This is a genomic window from Streptococcus sp. SCPM-O-B-15304 (M98), assembly GCF_058200215.1.
Genome location: NZ_JBYQGQ010000003.1, coordinates 1 through 24,965, shown reverse-complemented (window position 1 = coordinate 24,965; position 24,965 = coordinate 1). Strand labels below are relative to the sequence as shown.

The following is a 24,965-nucleotide window of genomic DNA, read 5'->3' as shown; positions in this document are numbered from 1 at the left end:
GATGGAAAATCTTGGAAAAGTCTTTCGTGAATTTCGAATCAGTAAAAATTACTCTCTAAAAGAAGCTGCAGGAGAGGCCTGTTCGACCTCCCAATTATCCCGCTTTGAATTGGGGGAGTCGGATCTGGCTGCATCTCGTTTCTTTGAAATATTAGATAATATTCACGTGACGATTGAGAATTTTATGGATAAGACTAGAAATTTTCAACATCATGAGCATGTCAGCTTGATGGCTCAGATTATTCCGCTATACTACTCAAATGATATTGCAGGTTTTCAAAAGCTTCAAGAAGAACAACTTGAAAAGGCTAAGAGTTCAACAAATCCCCTCTATTTTGAGCTGAACTGGATTTTATTACAAGGTCTGATTTGTCAAAGAGATGCTAGCTTCAGTATGAAGCAAGGTGATCTGGATAAGGTGGCAGATTATCTTTTCCAAACAGATGAATGGACCATGTATGAGTTGATCCTCTTTGGCAATCTCTATAGCTTTTATGATGTGGACTATGTTGCTCGACTTGGTAGAGAAGTGATGGAGAGGGAGGATTTCTACAAAGAAATTGGACGCCATCGAAAACTGGTCTTGATTTTGGCTCTTAACTGTTACCAGCATTGTTTAGAACATCTTGCTTTTGAAAATGCTAACTATTTTGAAGCTTATATAGAAAAGATCATAGGTAAGAGCATCAAACTCTATGAGCGTAATGTTTTCCACTTTCTTAAAGGATTTGCTCTTTATCAGAAGGGGCAAAAAGAAGAAGGTTGTAAACAAATGCAGGAAGCAATGCATATTTTTGATGTGCTAGGTCTTCCGGAGCAAGTAGCTTACTATCAGGAACATTACGATAAATTTGTAAAAGATTAATTTCCCAAATAAGGGAAAAATGAGAAACTCCTTCTAGTTTTGATACAATAGTTTCAAAATTTGAGAGGAGTTTTTATGAATCGATACGCAGTACAGTTGATTAGTCGTGGAGCTATTAACAAACTAGGAAATATGCTTTATGATTATGGGAATAGTGTTTGGCTGGCATCAATGGGAAATATAGGAAAGACGGTATTAGGGATCTATCAAATTTCGGAGTTGGTGACAGCTATATTGGCTAATCCCTTTGGAGGTGTGATTTCAGACCGTTTTTCCCGTCGCAAGATTTTGATGACAACAGACTTGGTTTGTGGGATTCTCTGTTTGGTCATTTCTTTTATCAGAAATGATAGCTGGATGATTGGAGCTTTGATCTTTGCTAATATTGTCCAGGCCATTGCCTTTGCTTTTTCTCGGCCTGCCAATAAAGCTATTATCACAGAAGTTGTAGAAAAAGACGAGATAGTGACTTACAATTCACGCTTAGAGTTAGTTTTGCAGGTTGTTGGTGTTAGTTCTCCTGTGCTTTCTTTCCTTGTTTTACAATTTGCAAGTCTTCATATGACGCTCTTACTAGATGCTCTGACTTTTTTCATTGCTTTTGCCCTAGTTGCTTTACTTCCAAAAGAAGAACCAAAGGTTCAAAAGAAGAAGAGTTTTACAGGGAAAGATATTTTTGCGGACATCAAAGATGGCTTGCACTATATCTGGCATCAAAAAGAAATTTTCTTTCTCTTGTTAGTGGCTTCCAGTGTTAATTTCTTTTTTTCAGCTTTTGAGTTTTTGCTCCCTTTTTCAAATAAACTTTATGGTGTAGACGGAGCCTATGCAACTATCTTAACCATGGGTGCAATTGGCTCAATCATCGGAGCATTGATTGCAAATAAATTTAAATCGAGTATGAATACACTTTTGTTCTTAATAATCCTCACAGGAGTAGGAGTTTTCATGATGGGATTGCCACTGCCCAATTTTCTAACTTTCTCTGGGAACCTAGTTTGTGAATTATTTATGACAATTTTTAATATTCACTTTTTCACTCAGGTACAAACCAAGGTTGACGGAGACTATCTGGGGAGAGTATTGAGTACCATTTTTACACTGGCAATTCTCTTTATGCCAATTGCGAAAGGGTTAATGACCTTTCTACCAAGCGTCCATTTAGTTTCCTTTTTAATTATTGGACTTGGAGTTATTTTTCTTTCTTTAGTATCAATGTTCTATATTCAAAGACAAGGGTAACACAGAAAAAAAAGCAACAGCGCCGTTGCTTTTTTTGTTTTCATCAATCCACCCTGAGGGAATCGAACCCCCATCTCAAGAACCGGAATCTTACGTGATATCCATTACACTAAGGGTGGAAACTTTAATTATTATATCAAAAAAGAGAGCTGAACTCAAGTTTTTTCTAGACTCAACAAAAAGAGTAGTAAAAAAGGATTCAGTATTGAACCGAATCCTCTAGATGATTATTTTTTCTCAAGAAGTGCTTTGATTTCTTGAAGAACTTCCAATTCAGTTGGACCAGCAGGTGCCTCTTCAGCGACTTCTTCTTTTTTACGAAGATTTTGAGCTTTTTCCATTGCTTTAATCACAAAGAATAGAACTGTACCAACTACAAGGAAGTTGATAACAGCGCTCAAGAAGTTACCGTAAGCAACCCCATTCCATGAAAGTTCAGCAATACGTTCGATTTTCGCAGCTTTCAAGGCAGGGTTCAATAGAAGTGGAGTGATGATATCATTAACAAATGAAGTTACGATAGCACCAAAAGCAGTAGCGATGATTACACCGACAGCAAGGTCTACAACATTACCGCGGAGCAAAAATTCTTTAAGATCCTTTAACATTTTCTTTTTCCTTTCGAAATTTTTACAACCCAAATTATAACTTAATCATCTGTTGAATGCAAGAAATATGCTTAGTGTTTTTTAAAAACAAAAACTTTACTGAAGATGTAATTGAGGACTATGATAGTAACTTGTGCAAAAATAGTCTCAATTGTATTGATAGTATTGAGATTATCACCTACAAACTGACCGATAATATGGGGGAAACTCGTCACAAAAATAAAGGTTAGAAGCAGGTCTAAGAGGAAGGTAATGAATCTTGCGGTCGTAAATTTTATCAGACGCTTGAACCAATTTTTTCGTTTTTGTTTAAAAACAATGGTATCATTGGTGAAAAAAGCAAACAAAATTCCAGTTATATTTCCCAGAGCAGTCGCCCATAATTCTTGTTGGCAAAGGTAAAAAATCGTGATACGAACAATGATCGAAACAAGGGTAGTTGCAAGCCCGAAAAATAAGTAGGAGAGGATTTCATTATCGAAGAATTTTTTTATGTATCTTTTCATAAAAATAGTATAGCATAAAGGATATAAATGTGCTATACTTGTAAGGTTGACTTGCTCAACCCTTGGTGCTTAGCTTCTTTCACCAAGCATATTATATGTGATATTGTCACTAAAGGAGAAAACATGAAAAAACTAACTGTCCGTGATATGGCGGATATTGCCATTGTCGCAGCCATTTATGTGGTGTTGACAATCACACCGCCCCTTAATGCCATCAGCTATGGCGCTTATCAGTTCCGTATTTCTGAGATGATGAATTTCTTGGCTTTCTACAATCCTAAGTACATTATCGGTGTTACTCTTGGATGTATGATTGCTAATTTCTTCAGTTTTGGAATTATTGATGTCGCTGTTGGAGGCGGTTCTACACTGGTATTCCTTAGCCTGGGAGTATGGTTGTTCAGCAAATATAGTAAAGACTATCTTTTTAATGGATTGATCCGAAAAGATCATTTCTTCTTTTCAATTCTATTTTCGATTTCAATGATCACCATTGCTGCAGAATTGAACATCGTAGCAGAAGCACCTTTCTTCTTTACTTGGTTTACAACTGCTATCGGAGAATTTGCTTCACTCATTGTTGGTGCTATTCTTATCGGAAAAATCGGTAAGCGACTTGATTTGACTAGATAATGAAATCACATCAAGTATTCATGAAAAGGTCTGAACTCTGTTCAGTCTTTTTCTTTTTCTATAGCCCCAGACTCTCAACAAAAGTGGTATAATAAAGAAAAAAGGAATTATTTTAATATGTATAGTTATCGTATTTCAGTTTTTGAAGTCCTTTGGAAACATCAGGTCATTAGATTTTTGTTAATTTTTTTAGCACTATTTTATTTCTATCTTTTTTTCCAAAGAGTTAAGACATCCTTAAAAAGTGGTGGGAGTATGTTGGATCCTTTTCATATTGCAAAGGGAAGATTATACATTCACACGATTATTCTTTTTAGAAAAAGGATTGTTCCTCTAGCTGAAATTAGACAGATTGATATTGATTACGTTCGAGGGAGAAGAATGAATGGGGACAGGTATCATCTGTACTTTACAAGGAAAGATGGAAAATCTTTTACTTTTCATTTTGGAAAAAGCAAAAGAAACGAGGAGTTAGTGAAAAATCTTGCCAATGTGGCCAAGAAGTGCCATATTAAAATCTATTATTATTATTAAGAGTCGATTTCTGTTGTCACTTGTGACAATTGTCAAAGCCAGGAGAGTAGCTAATATGAATCAACTACAAGTAATAAGAGAAGATAAACAACTAAGAATTTTATTGATGCAAGAATGCGATATTCTCTTTTATGACCAGTTGAAAGAGGTTGAATTTTCTCAGAACAACGAAGTTTATTCTCTTTCGCCCATAGCTTTTGCTAAAGACGGTAGTGGGGGAGAATATGTAATTCTTGAGGATGAGAGTATCGGCTTTATAGGGAGTGAAGGCCAAGTTGGGAGAGTGGCAGAAAGCCTTGATGACCTGCTTACCTTCTTACTTCATGCTGGTTCTATCTCTGATTTTTCTTGTCGTTTGCTCTACAAAAACAAGGAATTGTTGGCAAAATTTTGTCAAGGATTTACCAACAAAATACGAGAAAACTATCAGTCAAAAGGTGAAGATTGGGATAAAGTGAGAACTGGACTTGCACAAAAGTTGGGACTCGAATTTCACCCTGAGAAACTGCAAGAGTTAGCCTTAAAATTTTATCAATCAGCCATAAGAACCCCTCTTTTCACTTGTAAATATGTTCATGCTGAGGATGAATATGTTTGTGATTCTATTTTGTCCGATATTATCGGCTTGTGGGTTTCAGAGCTGGTAGGATTGACTGCAGAAGAAATTGAAGCTTTTGCTAACATTCAAATGTAAAGAAAAAAATTTATTCCACTTAAAATATTTTATGTTATAATATTAATGATTATATTTTAAGGGGTTTATATGAGTTCGTCAGAATTTATTTCAAAGATTGATTATTATTGCCATAAGAAAGAGAGTCTATTTGACCAAAGCAAGTTTAAATATGCCATTCGCTCGATGTTTGCAGGTGCTTTCTTAACCTTTAGTACAGCCGCTGGGGCTATCGGTGCTGATCTACTAAATAGCATCGTTCCTAGTGCTGGCTATTTTCTTTTTCCCTTTGTGTTTGCTTGGGGACTGGTTTACATTGTATTTTTAAATGCTGAATTGGTCACATCAAACATGATGTACCTGACAGCTGGAACATTCTTGAAGAAGATTGATTGGAAGAAAGCCTTTATTATCTTAGTCTATTGTGCCTTTTTCAACTTAGTTGGAGCTATCTTAGCAGGTTGGTGCTTTGCTAATTCATCTGCATTTTCACATCTAACACACGACAGTTATCTAGCAAAGATTGTTGCTAAGAAGTTAGCACGACCTAGTGATTTGGTATTGTTGGAGGGGATTTTGGCAAATATGTTTGTAAATATTGCCATTCTATCTTCTATTTTGGTTAAGGATAGCAATGCCAAACTCTGGATTATCTTGTCAGGTATTTCTATGTTTGTTTTCTTGTCAAATGAGCACATTGCAGCTAACTTTTCATCCTTTAGCATTATTAAATTTAGTATTGTTTCTGACCAAATTGCTAACTTTGACATTCCAAATATCCTACGCCATTGGGGAGTTACCTTTATCGCTAACTTGATTGGTGGAGGATTCTTGATAGGATTACCATACGCTTATCTTAATAAAAATGAAGAGACTTATGTTGATTAGTACAAGCTTTTGAAAATATAATGAAAATCGATAATAGAGGAGGTCGGGACTAAAAATCCAGACCTCGATTTTTTTGGCTAAAGAACCTTTTGATAAAAACGTTATTTTCTCTGTCTATAAATTCAAACATATTATTAGTGCATGGATTTTAGCTGAAAACTAAAGAAACTTTTTTGTAAATTCAATATTGATTAAAACAAAAACATATATTAAATATATAGAATAGAGGATTTAAAAATAAAGGGTTGAAAACATTAAAGATATTGATAAAAAGCAAATGGAAACGATTGCTAAAAGTGATAAAAATATTGTAAATAGAATTAAGAAAGCCTTCCCATAATTTCGATTTTATGTTATAATATTCACAAATAAAAGTTTTAGGAGTTTATATGGTTTCTTCAGAATTTATCTCAAAAATTGAATTTGCTTGTAAGAAAAAGGAAAGTCTTTACAGTCAAAGTAAATTCAAGTATGCTATCCGTTCAATGTTTGCTGGTGCATTCTTAACATTTAGTACAGCAGCTGGTGCAGTTGGAGCCGACTTGATTAATAAGATTGCTCCTGGTAGTGGACGATTCCTCTTCCCATTTGTTTTCGCTTGGGGATTGGCTTACATTGTCTTCTTGAATGCTGAGTTAGTAACATCTAACATGATGTTCTTGACAGCTGGTAGCTTTTTGAAAAAAATTAGCTGGAGAAAAACAGCTGAAATTCTTCTATACTGTACTTTCTTCAACTTAATCGGTGCTCTTATAGCAGGTTGGGGATTCGCCCATTCAGCAGCTTATGCAAACCTTACCCATGATAGCTTTATTTCTGGAGTTGTGGAGATGAAGTTGGGCCGTTCAAATGAACTTATCTTGCTTGAAGCTATCTTGGCTAATGTCTTTGTAAATATCGCGATTCTTTCATTCGTTTTAGTTAAGGATGGTGGAGCTAAACTTTGGTTGGTTCTATCAGCCATTTACATGTTTGTATTCTTAACAAACGAGCACATCGCCGCAAACTTTGCATCATTTGCTATTGTGAAGTTCAGTGTTGCTGCAGATACAATTGCTAACTTTGGTATTGGTAATATCCTTCGTCACTGGGGTGTAACCTTCATCGGTAACCTTATCGGTGGTGGTCTCTTGATTGGTTTACCATACGCCTTCCTTAACAAAAATGAAGACACATACGTAGATTAAAAGTTGGATAGATTCCAACTTTTTCTTTTTGTTTATCCATGCTATAATGAAAGTAGAATAGATAAATTTAGAGGAATAACATGAACGAGATTAAATGTCCAAATTGTGGCGAAGTATTTACAGTCAATGAAAGCCAATATGCAGAACTGCTTTCTCAAGTTCGCACTGCAGAGTTTGATAAGGAATTGCATGACAGAATAAAACAAGAGTTGTCTCTGGTTGAGCAAAAGGCTTTGAATGAGCAACAGACCAAACTAGCTCAAAAAGACCAAGAAATAGCTCAACTCCAAAGCCAAATCCAAAACTTTGATACAGAAAAAGAATTGGCCAAAAAAGAAGTCGAGCAATCAACTAGTCAGGCTCTCCTAGCCAAGGACAAGGAAGTACTAGCTTTGGAGAACCAGCTAGCTACCTTGCGCTTAGAGCATGAAAATCAACTACAAAAAACACTATCTGATTTAGAGAAAGAACGTGATCAGGTCAAAAACCAGCTCCTTTTACAAGAAAAAGAAAATGAGTTGTCTATAGCCTCTGTAAAACAAAATTATGAAGCCCAGCTAAAGGCAGCCAGTGAGCAGGTTGAATTCTACAAGAATTTCAAGGCACAACAATCAACCAAGGCAATCGGTGAAAGTTTGGAACACTATGCTGAGAGTGAGTTCAACAAGGTTCGTAGCTTTGCCTTCCCCAATGCCTACTTCGAAAAGGACAACAAGGTTTCAGCACGTGGTTCTAAAGGGGACTTTATCTTCCGTGATTTTGATGAAAACGGGTTAGAATTCATTTCCATTATGTTTGAGATGAAAAATGAAGCAGACGGGACAGAGAAGAAGCATAAGAATGCCGATTTCTACAAGGAATTAGACAAAGACCGCCGCGAGAAGAACTGTGAGTATGCTGTATTAGTATCGATGTTAGAAGCCGATAACGACTACTTCAATACAGGGATTGTCGATGTTAGCCACGAGTATGAGAAGATGTATGTCATTCGTCCCCAGTTCTTTATCCATTTGATTGGACTCTTGCGCAATGCTGCACTGAATTCTCTCAAATACAAGCAGGAATTGGCGCTTGTTCGTGAACAAAATATTGATATCACTCATTTTGAAGAAGACTTAGACGCCTTCAAAGTAGCCTTTGCTAAGAACTACAATTCAGCTTCGGTCAACTTCGGCAAGGCCATCGATGAAATTGACAAGGCTATTAAGCGGATGGAAGAAGTCAAGAAATTCTTGACTACATCAGAAAATCAACTCCGCCTCGCTAACAACAAATTGGATGATGTTTCCGTTAAAAAATTGACTCGGAAGAATCCGACTATGAAGGCTAAGTTTGATGCCTTGAAGGGGGAATAGTTTTTGTACTCAGCAAAGAGCAAAACCTTGTCTATAAATGGAAAAACTATGGATTATGTGACCTTTGGTAAAGGAAAGAAGTCTCTCGTTATCATACCAGGATTGGGTGATGGACTACAGACGGTTAAAGGTATGGCTATGCCTTTTTCAATCACATACCGTATACTTGCCAAGCGCTATAAAATCTATGTTTTTTCTCGAATCAATGAGTTGAGGCAGGGTTATACGACACGGGATATGGCAGCAGATGTAGCAGAAGCAATGGAGACACTAAACCTAGATGCCGCTTATGTTATAGGGATTTCACAAGGTGGAATGATTGCTCAATGGCTAGCTGCAAACTTCCCAGAAAAGGTTGAAAAGCTAGTTTTGGCTGTTACAACTGCAAAACTAAATAATCTAGGTAGGGAAAGAATTAGTTGCTGGCTAAACCTGAGTCAGTCAGGTACTTATAAAGATCTGATGATCGATATTGCTCGTCACTCTTACACGACTAAATCCTTTGGAAAATTTAAATATCTTTATCGAATAATGGGAATCTTTGGTCATATTAAAGATAAACAACGTATTGATATTCAGGCTTTATCTTGTTTGAAATATGATAGTCTAGCTTTTTTGGAAAAAATTAACTGCCCTACGTTAATCATTGGAGCAGAAAAAGATGATGTTCTTGGCGTAGATGGTTCGCTTGGATTGCAACAGCATATTAAAGGGAGTCAACTGATTATTTTGCCAGGGTGTGGGCATGCACTCTATGAACAGAATGAAAATTTCCAAAAGAGAGTTTTAGTATTTTTAGAAAGTTAATAAATGAACGGTATTATCAACTTAAAAAAAGAAGCGGGGATGACCTCGCATGATGCGGTTTTTAAACTGCGTAAGATTTTAGGAACTAAAAAAATCGGCCATGGTGGGACCTTGGATCCTGATGTGGTGGGTGTTTTACCCATTGCTGTAGGGAAGGCGACTCGCATGGTTGAGTTTATGCAGGACGAAGGTAAGATTTACGAGGGTGAAATTACTCTGGGATATTCTACAACAACCGAGGATGCTAGTGGAGAGGTAGTTGCTGAGACACCGGTCTTGTCCCCTTTAGATGAAAAGCTTGTAGATCAAGCAATCGCTAGTCTAACAGGTCCTATCACTCAGATTCCCCCAATGTATTCCGCTGTCAAGGTCAATGGGCGCAAACTTTATGAATATGCGCGTGCTGGTCAGGAAGTCGAGCGTCCAGAACGTCAGGTGACGATTTATAGTTTCGAAAGAACCAGTTCCATTTCCTATGAAAATAATCTGGCTCGATTTACCTTCCGTGTAAAATGTAGTAAGGGAACCTATATCCGGACCTTGTCAGTTGACTTGGGAGAAAAACTTGGCTATGCAGCTCATATGTCTCATTTAACACGAACAAGCGCTGCGGGCTTACAGTTAGATGATGCTTTGACCTTGAATGAAATTGAGAAAAAGGTTCAAGCTGGTGAGTTAGACTTTCTTCATCCATTAGAGATTGGGACAGGTGACTTAGTTAAGGTTTATTTGACACCAGAGCAGGCTGAAGAAGTGCGTTTTGGTCGCTTTATTGAATTGGAACAAACTGAGAAGGAATTGGCTGGTTTTGAAGGTGATAAGTTATTAGCCATTTTAGAGAAACGGGATACTCTTTATAAACCAAGAAAGGTTTTCTATTGATTAGAGCTGGTGGCAAAATTGTAAACTAATGTTTAGTTTGAAAAAGTTGATAGACAGTTTAGTTTAGAAGAAAAATTATTTTGAAAAAGGGTTGAAAACACGGTGATATTTGACAGTTTTGCTTGCTTATGATAATATTTAAATAAAGAAAAGCTAGAAAACTTTCAGAGGATATTATGAGTATTGAGATGACTGTTAGTGAGATTGCTGAGGTCTTGGGCTTGTCCCGCCAAGCAATCAATAACCGTGTCAAGGAATTACCTGAAGAAGATACGACTAAAAATGATAAAGGAGTCACTGTGGTAACTCGTAGTGGCTTGATTAAGCTTGAAGAAATCTACAAAAAAACTATTTTTGAAGATGAACCTGTTAGTGATGATGTGAAGCAACGTGAGTTAATGGAGATTCTTGTTGATGAAAAGAACGCTGAAATCATCCGTCTTTATGAGCAATTAAAAGCCAAAGACAAACAGTTAGCTGAAAAAGATGAACAGATGCGTGTTAAAGACCGTCAAATCGCAGAAAAAGATAAGCAATTGGATCAACAACAACAGTTAACCCTACAAGCCATGAAGGACCAAGAAAACCTTCAGTTGGAGTTGGATCAGGCTAAGCAAGAAGTACAAGCAACGAAGAAAGGCTTCTTTGCTCGCTTATTTGGAGGATAAGAAAAAACTGCTTGGTTTCTAGGTATAACCAAGTAGTTTCTTTTTACACATACAGTAAGGGATGGATAAAATGGAAAAATTAAGAGATTACATTTCATTTGATTTGGAATTTAATGAACACCAAGATAAAACTCACTTGATTCAGGTATCTGCTGTCCGTTTTAAAGATGGTGAAGAAATTGGAGCTTTTGACTCTTATGTTCATACCGATGTGCCTTTGAAAAGTTTTATTAATGGTTTAACGGGTATCACGTCTGAAACCTTGAAAGATGCTCCGATGGTGGAGGAAGTTCTTAAGAATTTTCAAGACTTTGTGGGTGAGTTACCCCTTGTTGGTTATAATGCAGCCAAGAGTGATTTACCGATTTTGTTGGAATATGGTTTGGATTATAGTGGCCAATATCTAGTTGATCTCTATGATGAAGCTTTTGAGCGACGCAGTTCTGATCTTCACGGCATTGCAAATCTCAAGTTACAGACTGTGGCTGAATTTCTAGGATTTAAGGGTCAATCTCATAATAGTTTAAAGGATGCGCGAATGACTGCGCGTGTTTATGAAGCTTTCCTAGAATCTGATGAAAGTAGAATCTTACTGGACTCCAAGAGTAGTCTAAACTCTAATCCTTTCGGTGGTTTAGATTTATCACAGCTGTTTGATTAGGAGGTTTTATGAAACCTGAAAAACCTAAAAAATTGGGTTTTAAAAAGATTTACTTGAATCTGGATAAAATCCTCTTTCTATTTTTTTTAATCTTCATGCTAGTAGATTATATTTGGTTGCCACTGAACTCATTGATAGCAGGCTTTTTACTAAGTCAGACGGGCTATTTGTTTATTTCTTACAATAATATTTTTGAGATTATCAAAAATGCGCCTTTAGTCAGCTTTGGTTTTTTAATCTTAATAGCCATTAACCTTTTAGTAGCCTATTTTCAAATTAGCCTTCTCTTCATTGGGGCTCGACACCTTCTCTATCATGAAAAACGAACCTTGATTGAGTATAGTCGCAAAGTCTTTCGTGAAAGTATAGCCTTCATGAAACGTCTGACTCTTTCCAAGGCCTTGTTTATCTTCGTATATATTGCTATGATTTTTCCGTTTATCAGGAAGATTTTTAAAATTTATTATTTTAATAAAATAGTGATACCTGAATTTATTCAGACCTATATGGAAGACAAATACTGGATGTGGTGGTTATCTATTTTTATCTTAACTATCCTATTTCTCTACATCTCTGTAAGAGTGATGTTTGCCCTTCCTAAAATCTTTTATGACAAGATGACAGTTAAGGATGCTGTAGTCTACAGTCTAGAAAAAACCAGGAATCATTTTTGGTTTTACGCTTGGCATCTCTTTCTAATCCTTGTCAAAACGAATCTTTTCTTCTATTTGCTTTTAATACCTCTATTGTTGATACAGTCTTTAGCGGATGGTTTCACACATCGAGAATCATTGGTTCTTGCTATTTCGAACTATATATTGATTAAAAATATCCACTATATGGCTTTGACTTACTTCTTGGTTAAGTTTACCTCCTTTTTAACTGGTGAGGAGTTGGATATTATGCCAAGACGAAAGAAAGATCATATCATGAGATGGGGTGTAATGGGGTGTGCAAGTGTCTTCTTTGCGATTGAGGGTTATGTTTATCTAGAGGCACCCGTAGTCAATCCTCCACTTGTCATCTCTCACAGAGGTGTTTCTAATGGAAATGGTGTCCAAAATACAGTTGAATCCTTAGAAAAAACAGCTCAGTTAAAACCAGATTTAGTTGAGATGGATGTACAAGAAACTAAGGATGGTCAGTTTGTCATGATGCATGATGCGAACCTAAAAAGTTTAGCGGGATTAAATGTAACACCGCAAGACTTAACTTTAGATGAGTTGAAGCAATTAGATATTTATGAAAATGGTTATCAGACCAAAATATCCAGCTTTGATGATTATATAAATCGTGCCAATGACCTTCATCAGAAATTGCTGATCGAAATAAAAACAAGTCGAAAAGATAGTGCCCAAATGATGGATCATTTTCTAGATCAATATGGGGCAAAGATCAAAGTCTATGGGCATCAGATGCAATCTTTGGATTATCATGTTATTGAAAAAGTAACTCAGTATGATAAGGAAATTCCAGTCTATTTCATTCTGCCCTACAATTCCGTTTTTCCAAGAACGAATGCAACAGGCTATACCATGGAATATTCTACCTTAGATGAATATTTTGTAACCAAGCTTTGGAATACAAAACAAAAACTCTATGTATGGACAATCAATAGTTCGGAATCCTTTGATAAGTCCCTACGTTTGGGAGTTGATGGTATGATAACAGATGATCTAGAAAGAATTAAAGAAGAGCTTGAGACCGCTCAGGAAGATCCTGAATATACGGACTTGCTTCTCAAGAAAGCAGCAGAAATATTTACTTTCTAGGTAAGACAAAAGAGGCTGAATTGAACATCAGCCTCTTTTTATGCTATTAGAAAGGTAATTTACCAGCAAAAGCACCTAGTTTCTTCTTAGTTGCTTCATCAATTTGTTCAAGAGCAGCATTGACTGCTTGAACAGTCATATCTGATAGAGTTTCAATATCTTCTGGGTCAACAACTGCTGGATTGAAATCAATTTTTGTAACTTTCTTGTCTCCTGTTAGTGTGGCAGTTACAAGGTTTTGGGCAGAAGTTCCAACAAATTCTGTAGCAGCAAGTTCAGCCTGACTCTGCTCCATTTGTTTTTGAAGTTTTTGAGCTTGACGCATCATGTTTTGCATATTCATCATGGTGGTAAATAGCTTCCTTTTCTTTTATTTTCCCTATTATTTTAACAATTTTAACTAGAAAAGTCTAATTTAAATCTAAGTATTATCTTAGAACCAACTTTAAACTTTAAGGTTTCTTTAAGGTTTCTATACTATTCTGAAGAACTCTATATTAATAGAATTGATTAGATCTTGATAGGAGAAATGAGAAAATCATTTGTATTTTATAAAAGAAAGTTCACTAGGAAGAAATAATGTTCAGATTAAGGTTTAAAAAGAGCGTTTTCTAGGCATAAAGTCTTTGTATTTCTTTCAAGATAGAGCCAGATTGTGATATAATAGTTAACAATAAGTTTTTTTTAGAATGAACTAAAGGAGTATAAAAATGATCTACGCTGGAATTTTAGCGGGTGGCACTGGCACACGCATGGGGATCAGTAATTTGCCTAAACAATTTCTTGAGTTGGGAGATCGCCCAATCTTAATTCACACTATTGAGAAATTTGTTTTGGAACCAAGTATTGAGCGAATTGTAGTTGGAGTTCACGGGGACTGGGTGACACACGCAGAAGATTTAGTTGAAAAATTCCTTCCACTCCATAAAGATCGTATCATTATCACCAAAGGTGGTGCAGATCGAAATTCTAGTATTGAAAAGATCATCGAAGCCATTGATGCTTACCGTCCAATCGCAGAAGATGATATCGTGGTCACTCATGACTCTGTTCGTCCTTTTATCACACTTCGAATGATTCAAGACAACATTGAACTGGCTAAAAATCATGATGCTGTCGATACCGTGGTTGAAGCAGTCGATACCATTGTAGAGAGTACAAACGGACAATTCATCACAGATATTCCAAACCGTGCCCATCTCTATCAAGGACAAACTCCACAAACCTTCCGTTGCAAGGACTTTATAGATCTCTATGGTTCTTTATCAGCAGAAGAAAAAGAAATTTTGACAGATGCATGTAAAATCTTTGTCATTAAGGGAAAAGATGTAGCCTTGGCTAAGGGTGAATACTCTAACCTTAAAATTACAACAGTTACAGACTTGAAGATTGCTAAAAGCATGATTGAGAAAGACTAAAGACATGATTAATCAAATTTATCAACTGACAAAGCCAAAGTTTATCAATATCAAATATCAAGAAGAAGAGATTGATCAAGAGAATCAAATCCTTATTCGACCAAACTATATGGCAGTTTGTCATGCGGATCAACGCTACTACCAAGGTAAACGCGATCCAAAAATCTTATCAAAGAAACTTCCAATGGCTATGATCCACGAGTCTTGTGGAACGGTCATTTCTGATCCAACTGGTACTTATCAAGTGGGTCAGAAGGTTGTCATGATTCCAAATCAACCACCTATGCAGAGTGACGAGGAATTTTATGAAAACTACATGACTGGAACTTATTTCCTATCGAGTGGTTATGATGGGTTTATGCGAGAATTCGTTTCTCTACCTAAGGATCGTGTGGTATCTTATGAGGACATCGAAGATACAGTAGCTGCCATTACTGAATTTGTCAGTGTTGGCATGCACGCCATGAATCGTTTCTTGACAGTTTCTCACAGTAGACGTCAGCGTATTGCAGTGATTGGGGATGGTAGTCTAGCTTTTGTCATGGCTAATATTATCAACTATACCTTGCCTGAAGCAGAGATTATCGTCATTGGGCGCCACTGGGAGAAATTGGAACTCTTCTCTTTTGCTAAAGAGCTCTATATTACGGATAGCATCCCAGAAGATCTTAGTTTTGACCACGGTTTCGAATGTTGTGGTGGTGATGGCTGTGGACCTGCTATTAATGATCTCATTCGTTATATCAAACCACAGGGAACCATTTTGATGATGGGTGTTAGTGAGTACAAGGTAAATATCAATACTCGAGATTCCTTGGAAAAAGGTCTACTATTAGTTGGCTCTTCTCGTTCTGGAAGAGTTGACTTTGAAAATGCAATACAGATGATGGAAGTTAAAAAATTTGCAAATCGTCTGAAAAATATCATTTATCTGGAAGAACCAGTGAGAGAAATCAAGGACATTCATCGTGTTTTTGCAACAGACCTTAATACTGCCTTCAAGACAGTATTTAAGTGGAAAGTCTAATGGAGGATTATTGTGAAGGAAATCGTTAAAGAAAAGATTGTTTCTTTATTAGCTGGTGATGAAGAAATTCAGAGCGTTGAACAGTTGGGTGGAATGACTAATCAAAACTATTTGGTTAAAACATCCTCAAACCAGTACATCGTTAAGTTTTTCGGTAAAGGTACGGATAAATTAATCGACCGCCAGAATGAAAAGTACAATCTTGAATTGTTGAAAGATTTAAAATTAGATGTAGAAAATTATCTTTTCGATATTGAAGCAGGAATTAAGGTTAATCAGTACATTGAAAATGCTGAAACGCTTGATTCAACTATCATTAAAACCAAATTTGAAAAGATTGCGCCAATTCTACAAACGATTCATGCGTCTGGTAAAGAATTAAAAGGAGAGTTTGCTCCATTTGAGGAAATCAAAAAATATGAATCCTTGATTCAAGGAGAGATTTCCTATCCAAACTATGAAGCTGTCAGAAAATCGGTAATTTCTCTAAAAGACCAACTTGAAGAAATTGGAATTGAGAAGAAATCTTGTCATATTGATTTGGTTCCAGAAAACTTTATTGAAGCGCCAGATGGACATCTCTACCTCATCGATTGGGAATATTCTTCCATGAATGACCCTATGTGGGACTTGGCAGCTCTCTTTCTAGAGTCTGAATTTACACCGGAAGAAGAGGAAGAATTTCTAGCTTATTACGAGAGTGAACAGACACCAGTTTCTAGGGAAAAAATTCGTATTTATAAGATTTTACAAGACATTATTTGGAGCCTTTGGACTATTTACAAAGAAGAAAATGGTGCAGATTTTGGAGATTATGGAATTTCTCGTTATAATAGAGCTGTTAAAGGTTTGACATATTATGGAGGTTCAGATGAAAAATAAAAATGGAGTTTCCTTTGGTCTACTATCAGGTGTATTCTGGGGATTAGGATTAACTATTAGTGCTTATATTTTTTCAATCTTTACAGAGCTGTCACCTTTTGTAGTAGCAGCAGCACACGACTTTCTTAGTATTTTTATCTTGCTAGGATATCTTTTAGTTAAAGAAGGAAAAGTACGTTTTTCAATCTTCTTGAACATTCGAAATGTTAGTGTCATTATTGGAGCATTATTAGCTGGGCCGATTGGTATGCAGGCCAATCTCTATGCGGTTAAGTATATTGGTAGCTCTTTAGCTTCTTCGGTTTCAGCAATTTATCCTGCAGTTTCTGTCCTTCTGGCCTTCTTTATTTTAAAGCACAAGGTTTCTAAGAATACAGTATTTGGAATTTTATTAATCATTGCAGGGATTATTGCTCAGACTTACAAGGTTGAACAAGTTAATTCCTTCTATATCGGAATTCTGTGTGCCTTGATTTGTGCTCTTGCTTGGGGAAGCGAAAGTGTTCTAAGCTCATTTGCTATGGAAAGTGATCTCAGTGAACTCGAAGCCCTCTTGATTCGACAAGTAACTTCCTTCCTGTCCTATCTTGTTATTGTTCTCTTCTCGCATCATTCATTTGCAGAAGTGGCAAATGGACAATTGTTGGGACTTCTGATTGTCTTTGCAGCATGTAATATGATTTCTTATCTAGCCTACTATATTGCTATTAATCGATTGCAGCCAGCAAAAGCAACAGGTCTAAATGTGAGTTATGTAGTATGGACTGTTTTGTTTGCAGCAATTTTCTTGGGCTCGCCCCTTAATTTACTGACCATCATTACTTCACTTATCGTAATGGCTGGTGTTTATATTATTATTAAAGAATAAAGGAGAAAACGCGTGAAAGCGATTATCTTAGCAGCCGGATTGGGAACTCGTTTGAGACCCATGACAGAAAACACTCCCAAAGCATTGGTTAAAGTCAATCAAAAGCCATTGGTTGAATATCAAATTGAATTTTTAAAAGAACGCGGAATTGATGACATTATCATCGTTGTAGGTTATTTAAAAGAACAATTCGACTATCTTAAAGAAAAGTACGGAGTTCGGTTGGTATTCAACGATAAGTATGCTGATTACAATAACTTTTACTCACTTTACTTGGTGAAAGAAGAGTTGGCTAACAGCTATGTTATTGATGCGGATAATTATCTTTTCAAGAATATGTTCCGCAATGATTTGACTCGTTCGACTTATTTCAGTGTTTATCGTGAAGATTGTACCAACGAATGGTTCCTAGTTTACGGTGATGACTACAAAGTTCAAGATATTATTGTCGATAGCAAAAATGGACGCATCTTGAGTGGTGTATCATTCTGGGATGCTCCAACAGCTGAAAAGATTGTTGGTTTTATCGATGAAGCCTATGCAAGTGGCGAGTTTGTTGACCTCTATTGGGACAATATGGTTAAAGATAATATCAAAGAACTAGATGTTTACGTAGAAGAGTTGGAAGAAAACTCTATCTATGAAATCGATAGTGTTAAAGATTATCAAAAATTAGAGCAGATTCTTTCTTCACAAAAGTAAGCAACTTTTATGAACTGATACCTTACCTATTTTTACTTGACTTTTCACGTTTGATACAGTATACTAGTGAAAATTTAACCTTTAAGGGAAGTCCAGAGAGACTTACAAGGTGTCAGAGAAAAGAAACTACGATTGAAACAAGTAAGCAAGTGCTTATTTGCTACTTTTGTGTGAATATCTTAACTGAAACCTTGCAATGCAAGGTTTTTCTTTATCTGATCCCCTTAAAATTTAAGGAGGAAAAGTTATGAATCCAAATTGTAAAAAACGCATGGGTGCTATTCGTTTAGAAAACATGAAAGTGATTGAGCAAGAGGAAATCGCACCAGCGATCTTTGAACTAGTTCTCGAAGGAGAAATGGTTGAAGCTATGAAAGCTGGACAATTTCTTCATTTACGTGTGCCCGATGATGCCCATCTCTTGCGTCGTCCGATTTCAATCTCGTCTATAGATAAGGCTAAAAAACAATGCCATCTTATTTATCGTATCGAAGGTTCTGGTACGGCAATTTTTTCAACCTTAAAAACAGGTGATAGCTTAGATGTTATGGGACCTCAAGGAAATGGCTTTGACTTATCTGATTTAGATAAGCAGAGTCATGTTCTCCTAGTCGGTGGAGGAATTGGTGTGCCTCCTTTACTTGAAGTAGCTAAACAATTAGATGAACGTGGTGTAGATGTTACAACAGTTCTAGGATTTGCTACTAAAGATGCAGTTATTTTGGAAGATGAATTATCCAAATACAGCAAAGTCTTTGTAACGACTGATGATGGGTCTTATGGTATTAAAGGAAATATTTCTGTAGTGATTAACGAATGTGACACTGAATTCGATGCAATTTACTCATGCGGAGCACCTGGTATGATGAAATACATCAATCAAACATTTTACGACCATCCAAGAGCTTATCTATCTCTTGAATCCCGTATGGCCTGTGGCATGGGAGCTTGCTACGCTTGCGTATTGAAAGTACCAGATAGTGAAACAGTTAGTCAACGTGTGTGTGAAGATGGCCCTGTATTTAAAACAGGAACAGTTGTTTTATAAGGAGAGTGTCATGACTACAAATCGATTACAAGTTTCTCTACCAGGTTTAGAATTAAAGAATCCCATCATTCCTGCTTCAGGCTGTTTTGGATTCGGTCAAGAATATGCCAAATACTATGATTTGGATCTCTTGGGCTCTATCATGATTAAGGCTACTACACTTGAACCCAGGTTTGGAAATCCAACTCCACGAGTGGCAGAAACACCAGCAGGTATGTTAAACGCCATTGGTTTACAAAATCCTGGTTTAGAAGTCGTTCTCTCTGAAAAATTACCTTGGCTTCAAAGAGAATATCCAAATCTCCCTATAATCGCAAATGTTGCTGGCTTTTCAAAACAAGAATACGCGGGCGTATCTCATGGAATTTCTAAGGTAACTAACGTGAAAGCTATTGAGCTCAATATCTCTTGTCCTAACGTTGATCATGGGAATCATGGACTTTTAATTGGACAAGATCCTGAGTTGGCCTATGATGTGGTGAAGGCTGCCGTAGAAGCATCAGAAGTGCCCGTTTACGTCAAATTGACTCCAAGTGTTACTGACATTGTAACCATTGCTAAGGCTGCAGAAGATGCTGGAGCTAGTGGACTCACCATGATCAATACCCTTGTAGGGATGCGTTTTGATCTCAAAACTAGAAAGCCGATTATTGCAAATGGGACAGGTGGCATGTCTGGACCTGCAGTCTTTCCTGTAGCTCTTAAACTAATCCGTCAAGTAGCTCAAACAACTAAGCTTCCAATCATTGGTATGGGAGGAGTGGATTCTGCTGAAACTGCCTTAGAAATGTATCTGGCTGGTGCATCAGCTATCGGAGTCGGTACAGCAAACTTTACCAATCCATATGCTTGTCCAGATATTATCGAAAATCTACCAAAAGTCATGGATAAGTACGGGATCGAAAGTCTAGAAATGTTGCGAAATGAAGTCAGAGAAAGTTTGATCTAAGTTTTATATGCTGAATTCAGTCTAAATTGTTTTGAAAGCGCCATTTTTTTGGTATAATAAATACTATGATTATTACAGTACCTATTAAAACAGAAAAAGATATTGCAACACCAGGACCAAACGTCCTTGTACTTGGTTATTTTGATGGAGTTCATCTTGGACATCAAAAATTATTTGAAATAGCTTCTAACATTGCTGCTGAAAAGCGCCAGGGAGTAGCTCTAGTAACTTTTAACGAATCACCAAAACTAACTCTGAATCAATACTCACCTGAACACTTATTGCATATTTTGTATGCTAGTGAACGTGAACGTAGATTGAAGAGAGCTGGAGTTGAGAGTTTGTATTTGATGGATTTTACTAGTCGAGTAGCAAATATGACTGCCCAAGAATTCATTGAGACCTATGTCAAGGAAGCAAAGGCAGATACTATTGTAGTTGGTTTTGACTATACTCTTGGTTCAGATAGAAAAACAGCTGAGGATTTAAAAGAACTCTTCCATGGTGAAGTGGTTATTGTTCCACCAGTTGAGGATGAAAAGGGGAAAATTAGTTCAACGCGTATCCGCCAAGCCATTCTAGAAGGAGATGTAAAAGAAGCAGGCAAACTTTTGGGATTTCCTTTACCAACGAGAGGTGTAGTGGTTCACGGAAATGCTCGAGGTCGAACTATTGGCTTCCCGACAGCTAATCTAGTCAACTTGGATCGGACATATATGCCAGCTGATGGTGTTTATGCCGTTGACGTTGAAATTCAAAGAAAAGTCTATCGTGGTATGGCGAGTCTAGGTAAAAATGAAACCTTTGATGGCGAAGAAGAGCGTTTTGAAGTTCATATCTTTGATTTTTCTGAGGATATCTATGGCGAAACTGTCATCGTTTCCTGGTTGGACCGTATCCGTGATATGGTAAAATTTGATAGCGTTAATCAATTGGTTAAGCAACTAGAGGAAGATGAAAAGATAGCTAGACAATAATATCAGAAATAGTAGAGTTTGGGATTTTCTCAAACTCTTTTTAGATAGGAAATTAACAATCTAAAAATGTATTTTAAAAACTGAACAATTTTGATATAATTTAATGTTCAAACTAAAGGAGACGCTTATGTTTAAGGAAAAAAGAAATAAAGGATTTATTTCTGCCCTAGTCATTGCGCTGATTTTCTTGGCTTTGGCAGGATTGATGGGATTTTTGGGGAGTAAGCATAAAAATCCCACAAAAGAATTTGCCAGTGATAGTTATTCAGGAGTTGAAGTACGAATGCCGGTTTATGATATCTATCCAGAAGTGGTAGGGGAAGTTGAAGGCGGAAGTGTACTTTATCTTGTCCAATATAGTAAGGACGGAGATGGGAAATATGCAGTGATTGAAGCTAGCGAGAATGATGCCACAATTAAGAGTATCATGGAGCAAGCAGAGGCTAGAACGCTTTACGATCATCCAGCAACTATAATTGGAACTCAACTACAACCACTTGCTACCAAAAAGAATAAGTCAAGAAATAATCGTATTGTCGATTTATCAGGTTTTTTAAAGTCTATCCTTGAACCATCATCAGTTCTTTATCAAAATATGAATAGCAATCTTTATTTAAGTACGACTGAACATGCCAATGATGGCTGGATATTTATCATTGGGGTGATTTTCTTTGGAGGAACAGGAGTGTTTTTAGTAGTAAGTGCCTTTCTTATTCGAAAAAAAACGATTGCTTCTCTGGAAGAAATTTATCAAGCCTATCCAGAATTGCAAGGAAACGTTGAAAATATGGCTGGTTTAGCAGAATTTTATGATGAAAATCTAAAAGTAATTCTCTATAAAAACCACCTCATCACCTACTATAAAGGAACGCAAGCTTTAGATCTAAGAGATGTAGACCATCTTTATCTTGTAGAAACGAAGATTAATAAATCATTGTTTTCGAAAGAAATTTATCAATTTTGTTATATCCGTAAGAATGGCAAGAAAAAACAAGATATGGTTTTGAAATCAACAAAAACAGTTCAAGAAGAGCTTGAAGAACTTTGGAGTCTTATCTCAATAAATTATCCTGATATTCAACAGGAGATAAAAAAATGTTTTTTAGACGTCAGGAAGGACGATATAGAGAAACAGACCGAGTAACAAGGTATAAATTGATTAAGTCAGGGAAACACTGGCTTCGAGCATCTACCTCTCTTTTTGGTTTGTTCAAGGTTCTTCGTGGGGGTATTGATACAGCTCAAGTTACAACAGAAGTCGTTGAAGATCGTGCTTCATCTTCCCTAACTGGGCTTGATATCCTCAAGGGGATAGCTGCTGCAGGGACTGTCATAGGTGGAGGGATTGCGACTCAATCTCATGTTCATGCTAATGAACAGACTGCTGTCGAAAAAGTAGTTGAAGGTAAGGAAGTTCTTGCTAATGCAGATCAAACTACCTTGGGAACAGTTGAGCAAGGTGATCAAGAAACACCAACTTCAGATTTAACTTCTAAGTCATTAAGTGTGAGTGAATCTTCGTCAGAATCAGTAAGCGCTTCAGTTTCAGCATCTGCTAGTACAAGTGTTAGTCAGTCAGCAAGCACATCAGCGTCTGAGTCTGCAAGTACCTCTGCTTCAGCATCTGCTAGTACAAGTACCTCTGCTTCAGCATCTGCTAGTACAAGTGCCTCTAAATCAGCAAGTACAAGCGCATCTGAGTCTGCTTCAACAAGTATCTCTGCTTCATCAACTGTAGCAGGATCACAAACAGCTACGAAAGAAACTGTAACCGAAGCTGGCAAAGAAACAAGCTCGCTAACTGATAAAGTAGGTGAATCATCAGAAACTGTATCGACAACTTTAGAGGGTAAGGTAACCTTTGCTAACCAAATTTCTAAAGTAGAGAAAGTTGCAGATTCAACTACCAACTTCTCAGCGTCTGCAACGGATCTTGTAGCCACAACTGCTGCTACAGAAGCAACTGCTAAGAAGTTAGAAGAAGATCGTAAGAAACTTGCTAAACTTTCAGCTGAAATGGGTGAATATCTTGCAAAAACAGTAGATTTGCCAGATGCTGATTCAGCTATCACTAAGGTAAATTCGGCTATATTAGAAATTGAAAAAGCTTTAGCAGATTCAAATAGCGATTTGACCGTGGCAGTGAGTAAGGCTACTTTAGCTCGTGATTCTATAGCAGCTTTTGTTTCTCAAAGTACTTCTAATCAAGATTTGAAAGAAGGAGAAACAACTAGTCAAGGTTCGTCATCACCTGCTAAAGTTCTTTTGGATCAAAACTTATCAGAAGCAGAAATACTTGCAAATCTTGCAGGAAATTATTCATCAAAAGTAACAAACTTGGGGCACAAGGCTTCTTTGGATGCTGCTATTGCAAAAATTCAGTTTGAAATTTCTAATAGTGATCGCTTACTGAAATCAAATGCAACTTTGGAACAATATGCTCAACAACGGGAACAACTCGGAAGTGCAGTTGATGAGTTAATGTCAGCCTTGACTACTGCAGGTTTTTCGGGCAACACAACTGTTAATGGCAGTCCTGCTATAAGTGCAAGCTTAGACATTGCAGTAGGCGATACAAAAGTGTACACAGGTAAAGGGACAGTTCCAACTTATAATATTCCAATCTATTATAAGTTGACTGTGACAAATGATGGGTCTAAAATGACTTTTGTCTATACTATTACTTTTGATAATCCTGCAACAACTTCAACAGTTGAAAAACCTACAAATTTACCTGATGGGTATCCTTTGTATAACACTGGAACATCTAGACAAACCATGTTTACTTTGGGTAGTGGTTTTGGTGCTCCATCTGATGTAGAAAATTATATAACAAACTCGAGTGGTAAAGTCGTTACGAAGTATAATACTTCTACAACAACAACACAAGGTAGTGGTTATAGTTGGGGAAATGGTGGCATGCTAATGGGGAGGCAGGCCAAGCTAGGTCAAAGTTTCAACTCGTCGTGGACCGTTCCAATAATCCAATCTGGGGGAGATACCTCCTTTACATTTAGTCCGTATGCCGGTAGAAGCGATGATCCAAACTTTACCAATTTTTTCAATTTAATTGTTGAAGAGGATTCAAATACAAGCCAATCGTCTTCACAATCTGAATCAGCATCAACAAGCGCAAGTACATCAGCGAGCACATCAGCGAGCACATCAGCATCTGAGTCAGCCACAACAAGTGCAAGTACATCAGCAAGCACGTCAGCTTCAACAAGCGCAAGTACGTCAGCTTCAACAAGTGCAAGCACATCAGCAAGCACGTCAGCTTCAACAAGTGCAAGCACATCAGCTTCAACAAGCGCAAGCACATCAGCAAGCACGTCAGCGTCAACAAGCGCAAGCACATCAGCTTCAACAAGCGCAAGCACATCAGCAAGCACGTCAGCTTCAACAAGTGCAAGCACATCAGCTTCAACAAGTGCAAGTACATCAGCAAGCACATCAGCTTCAACAAGTGCAAGCACATCAGCAAGCACATCAGCTTCAACAAGCGCAAGCACATCAGCAAGCACGTCAGCTTCAACAAGTGCAAGCACATCAGCTTCAACAAGCGCAAGCACATCAGCAAGCACATCAGCTTCAACAAGTGCAAGCACATCAGCAAGCACGTCAGCTTCAACAAGTGCAAGCACATCAGCTTCAACAAGTGCAAGCACGTCAGCTTCAACAAGTGCAAGCACATCAGCAAGCACATCGGCTTCAACAAGTGCAAGTACATCAGCTAGCACATCAGCTTCAACAAGCGCAAGCACATCAGCAAGCACGTCAGCTTCAACAAGTGCAAGCACATCAGCAAGCACA

26 protein-coding genes, 1 tRNA gene, 2 pseudogenes and 1 riboswitch are annotated in these 24,965 nt (G+C 37.2%); of the genes and pseudogenes, 24 read left to right on the top strand and 5 right to left on the bottom strand.

Features of this window, described 5'->3' with window-relative positions; translation table 11 throughout:
- Position 1: 1 nt before the first annotated feature.
- Positions 2-865 (top strand): XRE/MutR family transcriptional regulator, encoded by an 864-nt coding sequence (locus tag AC3E7H_RS02420; protein ID WP_490676043.1) that lies wholly within the window; start codon positions 2-4, stop codon positions 863-865.
- Positions 866-940: 75 nt separating this feature from the next.
- A complete protein-coding gene (locus AC3E7H_RS02415) occupies positions 941-2,107 on the top strand; it encodes an MFS transporter (protein ID WP_490676042.1) in 1,167 nt (388 codons plus the stop codon).
- A 47-nt stretch (positions 2,108-2,154) separates the two neighbouring features.
- Here the strand turns inward: AC3E7H_RS02415 and AC3E7H_RS02410 are convergent.
- The 3 genes from AC3E7H_RS02410 to AC3E7H_RS02400 form a co-directional block, all read right to left on the bottom strand.
- A tRNA-Arg gene (locus AC3E7H_RS02410) sits at positions 2,155-2,226 on the bottom strand.
- 108 nt (positions 2,227-2,334) lie between these two features.
- Positions 2,335-2,715, bottom strand: coding sequence for a large conductance mechanosensitive channel protein MscL (gene mscL / locus AC3E7H_RS02405; protein ID WP_490676041.1), 381 nt, complete (start codon positions 2,713-2,715; stop codon positions 2,335-2,337).
- Positions 2,716-2,786: 71 nt separating this feature from the next.
- Positions 2,787-3,221 carry a GtrA family protein gene (locus AC3E7H_RS02400; protein WP_490676040.1) on the bottom strand — a complete coding sequence of 145 codons (435 nt, stop codon included), beginning with the start codon at positions 3,219-3,221 and terminating at the stop codon, positions 2,787-2,789.
- Positions 3,222-3,249: 28 nt separating this feature from the next.
- Positions 3,250-3,347, top strand: a riboswitch (PreQ1 riboswitch).
- On the opposite strand from AC3E7H_RS02400, the gene AC3E7H_RS02395 reads away from it, so the two are divergent.
- The 11 genes from AC3E7H_RS02395 to AC3E7H_RS02345 all read left to right on the top strand — a co-directional run bounded on the left by AC3E7H_RS02395 (position 3,345) and on the right by AC3E7H_RS02345 (position 13,281).
- Positions 3,345-3,854, top strand: a complete 510-nt coding sequence (locus AC3E7H_RS02395; RefSeq protein WP_490676039.1) for a QueT transporter family protein — start codon at positions 3,345-3,347, stop codon at positions 3,852-3,854. Its footprint overlaps the riboswitch before it by 3 nt.
- A gap of 117 nt (positions 3,855-3,971) precedes the next feature.
- Positions 3,972-4,388 (top strand): hypothetical protein, encoded by a 417-nt coding sequence (locus tag AC3E7H_RS02390; protein WP_373115205.1) that lies wholly within the window; start codon positions 3,972-3,974, stop codon positions 4,386-4,388.
- Positions 4,389-4,443: 55 nt separating this feature from the next.
- The gene (locus tag AC3E7H_RS02385) at positions 4,444-5,082 is read left to right on the top strand and encodes a hypothetical protein (protein ID WP_414269327.1); all 639 of its coding nucleotides are present in this window, start codon (positions 4,444-4,446) and stop codon (positions 5,080-5,082) included.
- A gap of 69 nt (positions 5,083-5,151) precedes the next feature.
- Complete coding sequence (locus tag AC3E7H_RS02380) at positions 5,152-5,949, top strand: formate/nitrite transporter family protein (RefSeq protein ID WP_414269326.1); 798 nt, start codon at positions 5,152-5,154, stop codon at positions 5,947-5,949.
- 389 nt (positions 5,950-6,338) lie between these two features.
- On the top strand, positions 6,339-7,136 hold the full coding sequence (locus tag AC3E7H_RS02375; RefSeq protein WP_414269325.1) for a formate/nitrite transporter family protein: 798 nt from the start codon (positions 6,339-6,341) through the stop codon (positions 7,134-7,136).
- Positions 7,137-7,216: 80 nt separating this feature from the next.
- Entirely contained in the window at positions 7,217-8,491 is a 1,275-nt protein-coding gene (locus tag AC3E7H_RS02370; RefSeq protein ID WP_490676038.1) for a DUF2130 domain-containing protein, read from the top strand.
- 3 nt (positions 8,492-8,494) lie between these two features.
- Positions 8,495-9,298, top strand: coding sequence for an alpha/beta fold hydrolase (locus AC3E7H_RS02365; RefSeq protein ID WP_490676037.1), 804 nt, complete (start codon positions 8,495-8,497; stop codon positions 9,296-9,298).
- Positions 9,299-9,301: 3 nt separating this feature from the next.
- The gene (gene truB, locus AC3E7H_RS02360; RefSeq protein ID WP_490676036.1) at positions 9,302-10,180 is read left to right on the top strand and encodes a tRNA pseudouridine(55) synthase TruB; all 879 of its coding nucleotides are present in this window, start codon (positions 9,302-9,304) and stop codon (positions 10,178-10,180) included.
- A 176-nt stretch (positions 10,181-10,356) separates the two neighbouring features.
- Positions 10,357-10,848, top strand: a complete 492-nt coding sequence (gene rocS / locus AC3E7H_RS02355; RefSeq protein ID WP_000021254.1) for a chromosome segregation protein RocS — start codon at positions 10,357-10,359, stop codon at positions 10,846-10,848.
- 70 nt (positions 10,849-10,918) lie between these two features.
- Positions 10,919-11,509: a 3'-5' exonuclease gene (locus tag AC3E7H_RS02350; protein WP_000413635.1), complete on the top strand. Its 591-nt coding sequence runs from the start codon at positions 10,919-10,921 to the stop codon at positions 11,507-11,509.
- A gap of 8 nt (positions 11,510-11,517) precedes the next feature.
- Positions 11,518-13,281, top strand: a complete 1,764-nt coding sequence (locus tag AC3E7H_RS02345) for a glycerophosphoryl diester phosphodiesterase membrane domain-containing protein (protein WP_000801696.1) — start codon at positions 11,518-11,520, stop codon at positions 13,279-13,281.
- A 46-nt stretch (positions 13,282-13,327) separates the two neighbouring features.
- Here AC3E7H_RS02345 and AC3E7H_RS02340 read toward each other — a convergent pair whose 3' ends face one another.
- Positions 13,328-13,627, bottom strand: a complete 300-nt coding sequence (locus AC3E7H_RS02340) for a YbaB/EbfC family nucleoid-associated protein (RefSeq protein ID WP_000981533.1) — start codon at positions 13,625-13,627, stop codon at positions 13,328-13,330.
- A 364-nt stretch (positions 13,628-13,991) separates the two neighbouring features.
- Between AC3E7H_RS02340 and AC3E7H_RS02335 the strand changes: the two genes are divergently transcribed.
- The 10 genes and pseudogenes from AC3E7H_RS02335 to AC3E7H_RS02290 form a co-directional block, all read left to right on the top strand.
- Positions 13,992-14,699 carry an IspD/TarI family cytidylyltransferase gene (locus tag AC3E7H_RS02335; RefSeq protein WP_049504984.1) on the top strand — a complete coding sequence of 236 codons (708 nt, stop codon included), beginning with the start codon at positions 13,992-13,994 and terminating at the stop codon, positions 14,697-14,699.
- 4 nt (positions 14,700-14,703) lie between these two features.
- Positions 14,704-15,726, top strand: coding sequence for a ribitol-5-phosphate dehydrogenase (locus AC3E7H_RS02330; RefSeq protein ID WP_060955663.1), 1,023 nt, complete (start codon positions 14,704-14,706; stop codon positions 15,724-15,726).
- A 12-nt stretch (positions 15,727-15,738) separates the two neighbouring features.
- A complete protein-coding gene (locus AC3E7H_RS02325; protein ID WP_049504988.1) occupies positions 15,739-16,608 on the top strand; it encodes a phosphotransferase family protein in 870 nt (289 codons plus the stop codon).
- A complete protein-coding gene (locus AC3E7H_RS02320) occupies positions 16,598-17,476 on the top strand; it encodes a DMT family transporter (RefSeq protein WP_060955664.1) in 879 nt (292 codons plus the stop codon). The genes AC3E7H_RS02325 and AC3E7H_RS02320 overlap by 11 nt, the downstream gene beginning before the upstream one ends.
- A 12-nt stretch (positions 17,477-17,488) precedes the next feature.
- Positions 17,489-18,178: a CTP--phosphocholine cytidylyltransferase gene (locus AC3E7H_RS02315; protein WP_049549506.1), complete on the top strand. Its 690-nt coding sequence runs from the start codon at positions 17,489-17,491 to the stop codon at positions 18,176-18,178.
- Between the two features lie 247 nt (positions 18,179-18,425).
- Positions 18,426-19,226 carry a dihydroorotate dehydrogenase electron transfer subunit gene (locus AC3E7H_RS02310; RefSeq protein ID WP_320692395.1) on the top strand — a complete coding sequence of 267 codons (801 nt, stop codon included), beginning with the start codon at positions 18,426-18,428 and terminating at the stop codon, positions 19,224-19,226.
- The gene (locus AC3E7H_RS02305) at positions 19,189-20,175 is read left to right on the top strand and encodes a dihydroorotate dehydrogenase (protein WP_320692513.1); all 987 of its coding nucleotides are present in this window, start codon (positions 19,189-19,191) and stop codon (positions 20,173-20,175) included. The genes AC3E7H_RS02310 and AC3E7H_RS02305 overlap by 38 nt, the downstream gene beginning before the upstream one ends.
- 65 nt (positions 20,176-20,240) lie before the next feature.
- Positions 20,241-21,152 (top strand): bifunctional riboflavin kinase/FAD synthetase, encoded by a 912-nt coding sequence (locus tag AC3E7H_RS02300; RefSeq protein WP_490676035.1) that lies wholly within the window; start codon positions 20,241-20,243, stop codon positions 21,150-21,152.
- Positions 21,153-21,279: 127 nt separating this feature from the next.
- Complete coding sequence (locus AC3E7H_RS02295) at positions 21,280-22,296, top strand: hypothetical protein (protein ID WP_490676034.1); 1,017 nt, start codon at positions 21,280-21,282, stop codon at positions 22,294-22,296.
- A pseudogene (locus tag AC3E7H_RS02290) lies at positions 22,248-22,487 on the top strand (accessory Sec-dependent serine-rich glycoprotein adhesin); the annotation flags it as partial. The gene AC3E7H_RS02295 and the pseudogene AC3E7H_RS02290, both read left to right, overlap by 49 nt.
- 236 nt (positions 22,488-22,723) lie before the next feature.
- Here the strand turns inward: AC3E7H_RS02290 and AC3E7H_RS02285 are convergent.
- Complete coding sequence (locus tag AC3E7H_RS02285; RefSeq protein ID WP_490676033.1) at positions 22,724-23,224, bottom strand: hypothetical protein; 501 nt, start codon at positions 23,222-23,224, stop codon at positions 22,724-22,726.
- A gap of 409 nt (positions 23,225-23,633) precedes the next feature.
- On the opposite strand from AC3E7H_RS02285, the pseudogene AC3E7H_RS02280 reads away from it, so the two are divergent.
- A pseudogene (locus AC3E7H_RS02280) lies at positions 23,634-24,965 on the top strand (accessory Sec-dependent serine-rich glycoprotein adhesin); the annotation flags it as partial.

Excerpts from the sequence above, each read along its gene's own strand:
- AC3E7H_RS02380 (WP_414269326.1), top strand. The coding sequence starts at position 5,152 with ATGAGTTCGTCAGAATTTATTTCAAAGATTGATTATTATTGCCATAAG.
- AC3E7H_RS02395 (WP_490676039.1), top strand. The coding sequence starts at position 3,345 with ATGAAAAAACTAACTGTCCGTGATATGGCGGATATTGCCATTGTCGCA.
- rocS (WP_000021254.1), top strand. The coding sequence starts at position 10,357 with ATGAGTATTGAGATGACTGTTAGTGAGATTGCTGAGGTCTTGGGCTTG.
- AC3E7H_RS02300 (WP_490676035.1), top strand. The coding sequence starts at position 20,241 with ATGATTATTACAGTACCTATTAAAACAGAAAAAGATATTGCAACACCA.
- AC3E7H_RS02390 (WP_373115205.1), top strand. The coding sequence starts at position 3,972 with ATGTATAGTTATCGTATTTCAGTTTTTGAAGTCCTTTGGAAACATCAG.
- truB (WP_490676036.1), top strand. The coding sequence starts at position 9,302 with ATGAACGGTATTATCAACTTAAAAAAAGAAGCGGGGATGACCTCGCAT.
- AC3E7H_RS02345 (WP_000801696.1), top strand. The coding sequence starts at position 11,518 with ATGAAACCTGAAAAACCTAAAAAATTGGGTTTTAAAAAGATTTACTTG.
- AC3E7H_RS02415 (WP_490676042.1), top strand. The coding sequence starts at position 941 with ATGAATCGATACGCAGTACAGTTGATTAGTCGTGGAGCTATTAACAAA.
- AC3E7H_RS02400 (WP_490676040.1), bottom strand. The coding sequence starts at position 3,221 with ATGAAAAGATACATAAAAAAATTCTTCGATAATGAAATCCTCTCCTAC.
- AC3E7H_RS02330 (WP_060955663.1), top strand. The coding sequence starts at position 14,704 with ATGATTAATCAAATTTATCAACTGACAAAGCCAAAGTTTATCAATATC.
- AC3E7H_RS02385 (WP_414269327.1), top strand. The coding sequence starts at position 4,444 with ATGAATCAACTACAAGTAATAAGAGAAGATAAACAACTAAGAATTTTA.
- AC3E7H_RS02420 (WP_490676043.1), top strand. The coding sequence starts at position 2 with ATGGAAAATCTTGGAAAAGTCTTTCGTGAATTTCGAATCAGTAAAAAT.
- AC3E7H_RS02350 (WP_000413635.1), top strand. The coding sequence starts at position 10,919 with ATGGAAAAATTAAGAGATTACATTTCATTTGATTTGGAATTTAATGAA.
- mscL (WP_490676041.1), bottom strand. The coding sequence starts at position 2,715 with ATGTTAAAGGATCTTAAAGAATTTTTGCTCCGCGGTAATGTTGTAGAC.
- AC3E7H_RS02375 (WP_414269325.1), top strand. The coding sequence starts at position 6,339 with ATGGTTTCTTCAGAATTTATCTCAAAAATTGAATTTGCTTGTAAGAAA.
- AC3E7H_RS02335 (WP_049504984.1), top strand. The coding sequence starts at position 13,992 with ATGATCTACGCTGGAATTTTAGCGGGTGGCACTGGCACACGCATGGGG.
- AC3E7H_RS02320 (WP_060955664.1), top strand. The coding sequence starts at position 16,598 with ATGAAAAATAAAAATGGAGTTTCCTTTGGTCTACTATCAGGTGTATTC.
- AC3E7H_RS02295 (WP_490676034.1), top strand. The coding sequence starts at position 21,280 with ATGTTTAAGGAAAAAAGAAATAAAGGATTTATTTCTGCCCTAGTCATT.
- AC3E7H_RS02305 (WP_320692513.1), top strand. The coding sequence starts at position 19,189 with ATGGCCCTGTATTTAAAACAGGAACAGTTGTTTTATAAGGAGAGTGTC.
- AC3E7H_RS02310 (WP_320692395.1), top strand. The coding sequence starts at position 18,426 with ATGAATCCAAATTGTAAAAAACGCATGGGTGCTATTCGTTTAGAAAAC.
- AC3E7H_RS02370 (WP_490676038.1), top strand. The coding sequence starts at position 7,217 with ATGAACGAGATTAAATGTCCAAATTGTGGCGAAGTATTTACAGTCAAT.
- AC3E7H_RS02340 (WP_000981533.1), bottom strand. The coding sequence starts at position 13,627 with ATGATGAATATGCAAAACATGATGCGTCAAGCTCAAAAACTTCAAAAA.